Origin of the sequence: Sulfurovum sp., assembly GCA_026990595.1 — a bacterium.
GTDB lineage: Bacteria > Campylobacterota > Campylobacteria > Campylobacterales > Sulfurovaceae > Sulfurovum.
In genome coordinates this window covers 1-9,865 of record JALXCZ010000051.1, presented here as the reverse complement: position 1 = coordinate 9,865, position 9,865 = coordinate 1, and the positions used below count along the sequence as shown (strand labels likewise).

General features: G+C 38.3%; 11 protein-coding genes. 5 read left to right on the top strand and 6 right to left on the bottom strand.

What is annotated here, in order from left to right:
* From MVE01_RS10270 to MVE01_RS10245, 6 genes are all read right to left on the bottom strand, one after another.
* Positions 1–1,115 (bottom strand): hypothetical protein (locus MVE01_RS10270; protein WP_472562095.1); only part of this gene is annotated, 1,115 nt, incomplete at its 3' end.
* A gap of 176 nt (positions 1,116–1,291) precedes the next feature.
* Complete coding sequence (gene folP, locus MVE01_RS10265; protein ID WP_472562094.1) at positions 1,292–2,431, bottom strand: dihydropteroate synthase; 1,140 nt, start codon at positions 2,429–2,431, stop codon at positions 1,292–1,294.
* A 108-nt stretch (positions 2,432–2,539) separates the two neighbouring features.
* Entirely contained in the window at positions 2,540–3,154 is a 615-nt protein-coding gene (locus tag MVE01_RS10260; protein ID WP_472562093.1) for a DNA polymerase III subunit delta', read from the bottom strand.
* Positions 3,151–3,699: a HobA family DNA replication regulator gene (locus MVE01_RS10255; RefSeq protein WP_472562092.1), complete on the bottom strand. Its 549-nt coding sequence runs from the start codon at positions 3,697–3,699 to the stop codon at positions 3,151–3,153. The genes MVE01_RS10260 and MVE01_RS10255 overlap by 4 nt, the downstream gene beginning before the upstream one ends.
* A 9-nt stretch (positions 3,700–3,708) precedes the next feature.
* The gene (locus tag MVE01_RS10250) at positions 3,709–4,914 is read right to left on the bottom strand and encodes an aspartate kinase (RefSeq protein WP_472562091.1); all 1,206 of its coding nucleotides are present in this window, start codon (positions 4,912–4,914) and stop codon (positions 3,709–3,711) included.
* The gene (locus MVE01_RS10245; RefSeq protein WP_472562090.1) at positions 4,915–5,388 is read right to left on the bottom strand and encodes an RNA pyrophosphohydrolase; all 474 of its coding nucleotides are present in this window, start codon (positions 5,386–5,388) and stop codon (positions 4,915–4,917) included. It lies immediately after the preceding gene.
* An 89-nt stretch (positions 5,389–5,477) separates the two neighbouring features.
* On the opposite strand from MVE01_RS10245, the gene hemW reads away from it, so the two are divergent.
* The 5 genes from hemW to MVE01_RS10220 are packed head-to-tail and all read left to right on the top strand — an operon-like array spanning position 5,478 to position 9,768.
* Positions 5,478–6,533, top strand: a complete 1,056-nt coding sequence (gene hemW / locus MVE01_RS10240) for a radical SAM family heme chaperone HemW (protein ID WP_472562096.1) — start codon at positions 5,478–5,480, stop codon at positions 6,531–6,533.
* Between the two features lie 38 nt (positions 6,534–6,571).
* Positions 6,572–7,045: a Sec-independent protein translocase protein TatB gene (tatB, locus tag MVE01_RS10235; protein WP_472562089.1), complete on the top strand. Its 474-nt coding sequence runs from the start codon at positions 6,572–6,574 to the stop codon at positions 7,043–7,045.
* Complete coding sequence (gene tatC / locus MVE01_RS10230) at positions 7,045–8,091, top strand: twin-arginine translocase subunit TatC (RefSeq protein ID WP_472562088.1); 1,047 nt, start codon at positions 7,045–7,047, stop codon at positions 8,089–8,091. Before tatB ends, tatC begins: the two co-directional genes overlap by 1 nt.
* Before the next feature lie 3 nt (positions 8,092–8,094).
* The gene (gene queA / locus MVE01_RS10225; protein ID WP_472562087.1) at positions 8,095–9,132 is read left to right on the top strand and encodes a tRNA preQ1(34) S-adenosylmethionine ribosyltransferase-isomerase QueA; all 1,038 of its coding nucleotides are present in this window, start codon (positions 8,095–8,097) and stop codon (positions 9,130–9,132) included.
* 12 nt (positions 9,133–9,144) lie between these two features.
* Positions 9,145–9,768 (top strand): C40 family peptidase, encoded by a 624-nt coding sequence (locus MVE01_RS10220; protein WP_472562086.1) that lies wholly within the window; start codon positions 9,145–9,147, stop codon positions 9,766–9,768.
* Positions 9,769–9,865: the final 97 nt, after the last annotated feature.

Below are 9,865 nucleotides of genomic sequence, written 5' to 3'. Positions count from 1 at the left end.
TTTTCCATCAAAAAGACACGAAGCTTATCGAAATCCTCTTGCTTTATCTTCAAAGAGGAGACATCAGGCATTATCCATTTTTTTGAACGATAGTCAGTCAACTTATCGTATAAAACTCCAAATATAGAACTTGGTGCTTTCCATTTTGGTACTATTGCTTTTTCGATGATAGATTTAACTTTCTCTTGTATCTGTTTGTTTTCTGCAGTAGCCATATTACGAAGTCGGTATAGGCCTTTTTTGTTCTTGTATACCACATATACACTGTCGCTCATATCTCCACTATAGCCTGTCCTGTCTATTTTTAATGCAAGTTTTGGTTCGTATTTTACTTTAAAGGGAGTAACATCTTTAAACTGCAACTCTTTTCTCTCTTTTATTATTTTCGGTCTCAAGTCATGTTTGTACTTGTATGACAAGATTATATCTCTATCTCTTTTCATATAATTAAGATGAGGTTTTCTATTAATTCTTTTTGTTTCATTTTTATTAAAAACATACTTATAGTTTTCATATGACAATCTATAATATGCCGCATAGCCATTATTGTCATACACAACTATATCATCTGGATCAATTGGCCAATGCTCAATACAAAACTCTCTTGTAGTGTTGAGCTCCATTATTTTCACAACGGGTTCTGTCCCATTAAAAGAGCTTTTATATATAGTATTATCATTTGCTAAAAAATATATTGCAACATCTTTTTCATGAGAACCGATCATATGGGTATGGATATCCAAGATAGTAAGATCTTCTGTACCTGAGACCAAAATATCATTTCCGTAATGTTGCCTATGATATGTTGAGGGCTTTTGAAATTTATGATACGCACGATAATGTCGTGTATAGTTTCTTTTAATATAGCTATCAGTAGATATGGAGATTGCGGAAATGGCAATAATGCCTAAACTCATAAAGATTAGCACAATAAATATATAATCATTTTTGATTTTACCAATTAAAGCCACTATCGGCCAAAAAGGAATGAGTATCAACAAAAATATTACTGAACATACTATTGCCCAATGAGCAATCGTCCAATGCTCCATAAAGGAGTCACCAGCGAACAATAGGGAGGTTGTTATTAAAAATATTATAATCAATTTTGTCATTTGCTTATCCTTGGGATTAGTGTGCTATATATGTATACTCTTTCCACTCTGTTATATTACCCTTCTATTTAGTTTACTTTTAAGCTCAATAATATCACTAACATTTTTTAAAATTTTATTAGTTATTGTATAGGGTGGTTTATAGCTACTCATAAAATGTTAACCTCTTAAATGCTTCATTGCATTGCTTCATACACAGCCAAAGCCTGCACATGTTCCATCACATCATGACAACGCACAATACTCGCACCATTTTCTACAGCTTTAAGGTGAATAGCCAATGTTCCTGCCAACCGTTCTTCCACAGGTGTTGGGATAATTTTATTTATCATAGACTTACGACTAGCACCTACCAAGACTTCACACCCAAAGACTTTAAAATGTGCCATGTTTTTAATGAGTGTGAGGTTGTGTTCCAAGGTTTTGCCAAAGCCTATGCCTACATCCAAAATAATGTTTTTTCTCTCCATTCCCAAAGCTTCACATTTTGATATACGCTCTTCAAAGAATTCAGAGACTTCTACCATGACATCTTCATAAGCAGGATTTTTCTGCATGGTTGTCGGTGTGCCTTGCATATGCATAATGCAGAGTTTTGCATCATACTTTACAGCCAGTTCAATGATCGCATCATCACTTGCTCCTGTAATGTCATTAATAAGTGTAAATCCACTTTTTAGTGCATACTCTACCACAGAAGGTGTATAGGAGTCTACAGAAAAAGTAGCCTTTTCATAAAGTTTTTCAGAAGCAATGGCATCACAAATGGGTATGATGCGCCCCAGTTCAACAGACCCACTAACCAACGCTGCTCCCGGACGGGAAGAGACAGCCCCTATATCAATGATGTCTGCACCCTTGGCTATCATCTGTTTTATCTGAGAGACGGCATCTTCTTTTAGAAAGCGACTCCCCTCAAAAAAGCTGTCATCATTGGCATTAATCACACCCATGATTTGTGTAGGGTGGCTTTTGATAGCAAGAAATTTTTTAAGATCTGTAGCCAAAGTCTTCAAATCAAAAGGTTGCACTAGTTCTTTTTTGGAGAGCATTTCCATATGCTTACGCGTACCTATAAGTATGCAGTCATAGGTAGGTTTCTCACAAAGTATCACCCCACCCGGTACAGCCAAGTCCGCTCCAATACTCAAGGCATCTTGCTTAAGTATATTTGCCGCAGGAGTCTTAATGTCTTTAATGAAGAAGTACATCAACTCCATCTTTTTAGCCATAATCCCCACACCACCAGACTCAACCCCAAGTGCTTTAAGTGCAGCTTTTTTATCTTTGATACTTCCTAATTTATAGATGTACATTCATACCCTTTGTAGGGTGTTGTGCCCTCACAACACCGATAAATTCAATACCCATAATAATTGGTGTTGTCATGGGACAACACCCTACACAATTGTACCATTTCTTTTTTACCGTTTTTTACGAGCCAACAACTTTAACAACAAAGCATTCAACACAAACTGCGGAGGTGACCCCACATCCAAAGCCATAAAAGCATTGGAAAACAACACCAATGTCTTTTCATCCAGATCATAACTCCCCGAACGCATAGCCTCTTTACTAATGCGTTCTATAAGCCTTTTCATCACTTTTGCATCGGTACGTTTATGTGTCTGTATAAATTCATAGACAGAACCCAAAGAGAGACTGGATAGCACCAACCCAAGGTCTTCCTCTTCCTTTACTTCAGAAAGCACGGAAATAGGCAGCCGGGAGCGGATTGTAGTAAGGATTGTTGATTTGCTTTGTGTGAGTATAATAAACTCTTTATTCTTTGGCGGCTCTTCTATGACTTTTAGGAGTTTATTCTGTACAACCGGGGAAAATGTCTTCGCAGCGAGGATGATCACCGTAATCTCTTCACTTGCCATATAGGCTTTTTCTATAGCAAGTTTGGCATCTTCCACTAGAAAGGTATCTTCTTTGATGATCTTTACAAAACGTTCGTTTTCTTGAAGTAGCTCAAGTTTTAAGATCGTATCTTCAATATTTGTTGTGATAATAACTTGAGAGATCAATTTCATGATTCGAGGTCTAGATCCCCAAAGAGTACTTCTGAGATAGTCATATCAAAAAGCTTATAGAGTTGCAGAAGTTTAATATCTAAAAGAGGATCACGACTGCGTAAAGCAAAACTGTTCTGAACTTCTTCATCCAGTACCCACAGGAAATTATCATGGTTTCTGTAGGCTAATTTAGTATAGGGGTGGTCTCCTCTACCGATATACCAAATATAGTATCCACCAGGATAGGAGAGTTCAAGCATATCTTCAAGGAGCTGTATATCCTGTGTAGAGTTGATATTTTGTAGATTGGGAAAGCACTCTGTTAGTTGATAAAAAGGTAAAAGAGGTCTGTTTTTACGTAGATCATTCACAGCATTTAAAATATATTTACCGAACCACTTATGTGATTCATCTGTAATAACAAGTACTGTCTTGCCTTCTACTACTTGCGTTACAGCACTTTTAACTAAAGGAGCCCACTCATAACGGTACTCTTCCATCCATGAGAAGCAGGATTCCTCCTCACGTATGGTTTCAAGTGTCCATTTGAGTAACTTTTGCATCTATATTACCTACTTATCTAACTCGTATGCTTCATGCAGTGTACGGATAGCAAGCTCTCCGTACTTTTCATCTATGACCATGGAGACTTTTATCTCAGAAGTTGAGATCATCTGAATATTGATGTTATTGTCTGCCAAAACAGTAAAGGCAGTAGCTGCTACACCGGAATGTGACTTCATTCCTACACCAACAACAGATACCTTACAGACATATTCATCAAAATCTATGCCTTGAATATCATGCCCGAAAGATTCAACTACCTGCTTCGCATTATCTAATTCACTTTGAGGCACAGTAAATCCGAGGTTGGTCAGCCCGTCTGTACCTACATTCTGTATGATCATATCTACATTAACGTTTTCATCTGCCAATTTTGTAAATATTTCTGCTGCGATCCCCGGTCTGTCTACGACCCCTCTAAGAGTTACTCTTGCCTGATTTTTATCTAGCACCACACCACTTACCAATACTGCTTCCATACTGTTACTCTCCTCTGTTATCAATGTACCTTCATTCTCCGAAAAACTGCTTTTCGCATAGAGTTTTACTTTTAGTTTCTTTGCCAATTCCACTGAACGGTTCTGTAATACCTTTGCTCCTAAAGAAGAGAGTTCAAGCATCTCATCGTATGATATGCTATCCAGCTTCTTTGCATTGGGTTCTATGCGTGGATCTGTCGTATAGATACCGTCTACATCTGAGTAGATTTCACATTGATCTGCCTTTAATGCACCCGCCAAGGCAACCGCAGAAAGGTCTGAACCACCACGTCCAAGTGTAGTAACAGCACCGTTCTTGTTGATCCCTTGAAAACCGGCTACGATAATAATTTTTCCCGCTTTAATGGCATTATACATAGCAGTCGGGTCAATAGACTCAATACGTGCATAGGTATGTGTATCATCTGTCACAATACCTGCCTGACGTCCTGTCATTGCCGTAGCATCAAACCCTTTAGACTGTAGAGCAATCGCAAGCAGTGCTGCGGTAACCCTCTCTCCTGAACTTAAAAGCATATCCATCTCTTTTTTTTCAGGAGTACTTGAAAAATGGTTGGCATATTCTATCAGCTTATTGGTCTCACCACTCATGGCTGAAACAACAACCACAAGATCATGCCCTTCTTTTCTTGCTTTGGCAACTCTGTTCGCTACATTTTCAATACGGTCCAAACCGCCAACACTTGTACCACCGTACTTTTGTACAATTAACATCTACAACATTCCCTCATCTATAAAATAATCGATCACTCTACGATAAACTCTTCGCTTAAAGTAAGTAACTTTTTGAAACAGCTCTTCATATCCTATGAATTCATACTCTTTAAATTCCGGTATCTCAAATGCATCCAGATCGATCTTCGCTTCCTCTTTGAGACGTACTAAAAAATACTTTTGGGTCTGTCCGTCAAAAGGATAACATTTCCCTTTTGCAACAGAAGGAAAATCATAGGTGATCCATTCAGGGAACTCACCCAGTATCTCAACTTCATTACACCCTATTTCTTCTAACAATTCCCTGTAAAGTGCTTCATGAGGTGTTTCACCCTCATCGATACCTCCTTGAGGAAATTGCCATGCATTTCTGATATCACTGCGATGCGCTACAAAGAACTCACACTTATCCGGATATTTTGAAGAGAGTATGACTGCTGCAACATTCGGGCGATAACGCTTTTTGTTCTGCATAAATACTACTCATTTCAATTATAATTTTTAAATAATTCTGATATGATTTTATCTAAAACAGAGTTACAACCATTTGAAAAGGGGTTAAAATTTTAGTTTATATTCACATTCCCTACTGTGACTCCAAATGTCACTATTGCAGCTTTAACTCCTATGTTGATAAATTTGATACACGTATAGATTATATGAAGGCACTTCATACACAGCTCTCTTTTGAACTCAAAAGATTCAAAGCATCCAAAGAGAGCATAGAAACCCTTTTTATAGGGGGAGGAACACCTTCCACTGTTGCCCCTGAGCTCTATACCCCCATCTTTGAATTGCTTAAACCCTACATGCAGAAAGAGGCTGAGATCACCACAGAAGCAAACCCAAATTCTGCTACCAGAACATGGTTAAAAGGGATGAAGGATATTGGTGTAAATCGTGTCAGTTTTGGTGTGCAGAGTTTTGATGAGAACAAACTCAAAGCACTTAACCGTGCACATACACCAAAACAGGCAAAAGATGCTGTTATGGTTGCCAAAGAGCTTGGCTTTGAACATCTATCTATTGATCTTATCTATAACTATCAGGGTGACACTAAAACTTTACTTCTAAATGACATAGAACAGGCTTTTAAACTCCCTATAGACCATATTTCAGCCTATGAACTTACCATTGAGGACGGTACAAAATTCTCTACTACACCAGAGGTACGGCAGGAAGATGAAAATCTTGCATTCTTTGTCAGTGAAGAGATAGAAAAAAGAGGTTTCAATGCCTATGAAATCTCTAATTTCGGAAAATATCAAAGCAAACACAATAAGGGATATTGGGAACTTAAAAATTATATTGGTGCAGGTTCAGGTGCAGTCGGTTTTTTAAAAGACAGACGTTTCTACCCAAACACCGATATAGAAGCATATATTAACAATCCACTGCACATTACAGAAGAACTTCTCTCTTCTGATGAACTGCTTACTGAAAAAATATTTTTAGGATTACGTTCCATTATAGGGTTAGAAAAATCTATGCTTACAGAGGAGATGCAACAAAGAATAGAAATACTATGTCAGGAGAAGAAGCTGAAATGTGACAATAAACATTACTATAACAATAATTTCTTTCTCAGTGATGAGTTGGCACTCTTCCTTTTAGGATAATTGGCTAAAATACTCTTATTAAAAAATGAAGGTTCACTATGTTTGGCATCGGATTTACCGAATTACTTCTTATTGCTGTGATCGCGATCCTGTTTTTAGGACCGGATAAGCTTCCTGAAGCAATGATACAGATCGCAAAGTTTATCAAAAGTGTAAAGAAAACAGTTTCAGATGCAAAAAATTCACTGGAAGAAGAGATGAAAATAGCAGATCTTAAAGAAGAAGCACTCAATTATAAACAACAGTTGGACAGTGCGACCAGTGAGCTAAAAGGCTTTAAAAATATTGATCTTGATGATATGAACGATATTTTAGAAGCTGACAAGCCAACTATCGAAGAAAAACCTCCCAAAAAGGAGGATCCTTATGCCAAGGCTTCCACTACACCGGTAGAACCTAAAAATGATACCGTCACTTTTGCAAAAAAGAAGAAGAAGACAAAAAAAGACAAAAACGAGCAAAAAGACAATGATGAGCAAAAAGACAATGATGAGACAGAAGGTGATGCATAATGTTTGACGAACTACGACCACACCTTGCAGAGCTCCGCAAGAGACTTGGACTTTCGGTTCTTTCTGTTTTTATTGCTTTTATTATTGCATTTACATTTCATAACAGTATTTTGGGATGGATCACCCAACCGCTTAACAATGCACTTACTCAGGTAGGACGTATCATAGAGTCTCAGGACAAAGCTACCTGGAAGATGAAAACTGCCGAACAGAACAGAACCACACAGCCATCTCCAGCCCAGAATGCAGCAACAAAACTGCAAAAACATCTACAAGAGGCTTCGGAAGTAGCAGACAGCAAACTTGGCATACTTCTTAAAGAGGCAGCACAGGCAGCAGGTGAATTAAGCAAAACTTTAAAAGGATTGGATCTCAACAATACCCAGCACAAGCATAAAAGCTTTGAAGGAAAGATCACTACCCATCAGGTGGGTGGTGCATTTTTTGTAGCTTTAAAAGTCTCTTTCTTTGCGGGTCTGTTAGGGGCTCTGCCTTTCATTCTCTATCAGCTATGGCTTTTTGTTGCTCCCGGCCTTTACAGCAATGAGAAGAAAATGGTACTTCCTTTTGTTGCAGGCGGTTCTGTGATGTTCTTTATCGGTGTACTTTTTGCCTATTATATCGTCACACCGTTCGGATTTCAGTTCCTCATCACTTTTGGCTCTTTTCTCTATACCCCGTTTATCAATATAGAGGATTATGTCGGCTTTTTCACCAAGATCATGATGGGCTTCGGATTGGCATTTGAACTTCCAGTATTTGCCTATTTCCTTGCATTGCTTGGACTAGTCACTGATCGTACACTCATAGACTTCTTTAAATATGCTGTGGTCATCATTTTCCTGATCGCTGCACTCTTGACACCGCCAGATATTCTGACACAGTTACTCATGGCTGCACCATTGGTCATTCTTTATGGTATTTCCATACTGATCGTCCGCATGGTCAATCCTGCTGAAGAGGAAACAGATAAAGAAGATATAGAAGAGGAAGAAAACAGAACCAAAACCGATGAAAATATACTTCCTGATACCATAGAAAAATAACCAATGGATCAGGAACTCTTCACAAAAAGTTACGACTATGCACTCCCGGATGGGTTCATAGCTACGACTCCCGTACACCCGAGAGACCATGCAAAACTGTTGGTTTACGACAGAAAAACCAACACGGTTACCCATACCACTTTCCAACATCTTTTAAACTTTCTCCCTAAAGAATGCAATGTATTTCTTAATGATACCCGTGTCATTAAAGCACGTATTTTTGGTCATAAAAAAGCACTAAACTCTCAAGGTGGAGGAAAAGTTGAACTCCTTTTTAACAAACCTTTGGATGCACATCACTATTTGGTACTAATACGCGGTAAGGTAAAAATAGGTACCCAGCTTCTCTTTGATGATGCCCTTACAGCAACAGTGACAGATTTTAATAAAGACGGTTCCCGTATCGTTACTTTTACCCATAGGGACAAGGAGATACGTTTTGAAGAATTGGTACTTGTGCTTGATAAAATAGGACATATTCCTCTGCCCCCTTATATGCAAAGAGAAGACAATAAAGAGGATGAAACAGACTACCAAACCCTTTTTGCCGAACATGCAGGAGCAGTAGCGGCACCTACTGCATCTTTACACTTTACACCTGAACTCTTTACTGCACTCGAAAAAAGGCACAAAACACATAAAGTGACCCTGCATGTAGGAGCCGGTACCTTTAAGCCTGTAGAAGTTGAAAAAATACTTGAACATCCCATGCATTCTGAGTACTTTCATATCTCCAATGAAGCTGCCAGAATACTAGACAATGACAAACCTGTTTTAGCCATAGGGACCACAGTGACCAGAACCATAGAGTACTACGTACGAACAAAAATAACACAGGGAGAATGTGATCTCTTTTTAAACCCTCACAATCCACCCCGGAGAGTTACCCATCTGCTCACTAATTTTCATTTGCCCAAAAGTACACTCATTATGTTAGTCAGTAGCTTTATAGGAAGAGAAAAAACGTTACAATTATATAAAGAGGCTATTGAAAAAAACTATAGATTTTTCTCTTACGGCGATGCTATGCTCATACTCTAATAAAGGTTATCTGTGAAATATATTTCATCATGTTTATGTATACTGTTTCTTGTAACCGGATGTGCACAAAAAGCCAAACCTTATCATTATCCGAACTATGACATAATCAAACCAGAGATCACCTGCGAACCTCACAGAAAAAATATTCAGGAACTGTTACTCTCCTATCTTGGAAAACCCTATGTTTGGGCAGAAGAAGGACCTGATGCTTTTGATTGCTCGGGTCTTACTTACAATATTTACGGGAAAATGGGTCTACAGATACCGCGTACTGCATGTGAACAGGCAAAAATGGGCAAAAAGGTTGCATTTAAAGACCTCTATTACGGTGATCTGATCTTCTTTGGTTCAACCAACAGACGAAGCAGACGCATCAGTCATGTCGGCATTTACCTCGGTGACGGTTGGTTTGCCCAGGCAAGCAGTAAAGACAGAAAAGTGGTCATTAGCAATTTTAACAAGGAACCTCGTTACATTAAACGTATCAAACTTTGCAGGCGTTACCTCAGTGAAGATGAAAGAGCAAAATATATGACCTGTCATGCGCCTCTGAAAAAAATGAAGATCACTAGCAATAAATATACCACACCATGGAAAGCAGGGATGAAACTTCCAAGAAGAGCAGTACCAAGATAAAAAATAATAGAGAACCTCTATATTTTAGTCTATTTTAAAACCATTCGTCTATAATTATCGTTATGAAAAAAACAATAATACTCTTTTTACCCCTGAT

Coding starts and splice junctions, on each gene's coding strand:
- folP (WP_472562094.1), bottom strand. CDS start 2,431: ATGTACATCTATAAATTAGGAAGTATCAAAGATAAAAAAGCTGCACTT.
- MVE01_RS10260 (WP_472562093.1), bottom strand. CDS start 3,154: ATGAAATTGATCTCTCAAGTTATTATCACAACAAATATTGAAGATACG.
- MVE01_RS10255 (WP_472562092.1), bottom strand. CDS start 3,699: ATGCAAAAGTTACTCAAATGGACACTTGAAACCATACGTGAGGAGGAA.
- MVE01_RS10250 (WP_472562091.1), bottom strand. CDS start 4,914: ATGTTAATTGTACAAAAGTACGGTGGTACAAGTGTTGGCGGTTTGGAC.
- MVE01_RS10245 (WP_472562090.1), bottom strand. CDS start 5,388: ATGCAGAACAAAAAGCGTTATCGCCCGAATGTTGCAGCAGTCATACTC.
- tatB (WP_472562089.1), top strand. CDS start 6,572: ATGTTTGGCATCGGATTTACCGAATTACTTCTTATTGCTGTGATCGCG.
- tatC (WP_472562088.1), top strand. CDS start 7,045: ATGTTTGACGAACTACGACCACACCTTGCAGAGCTCCGCAAGAGACTT.
- queA (WP_472562087.1), top strand. CDS start 8,095: ATGGATCAGGAACTCTTCACAAAAAGTTACGACTATGCACTCCCGGAT.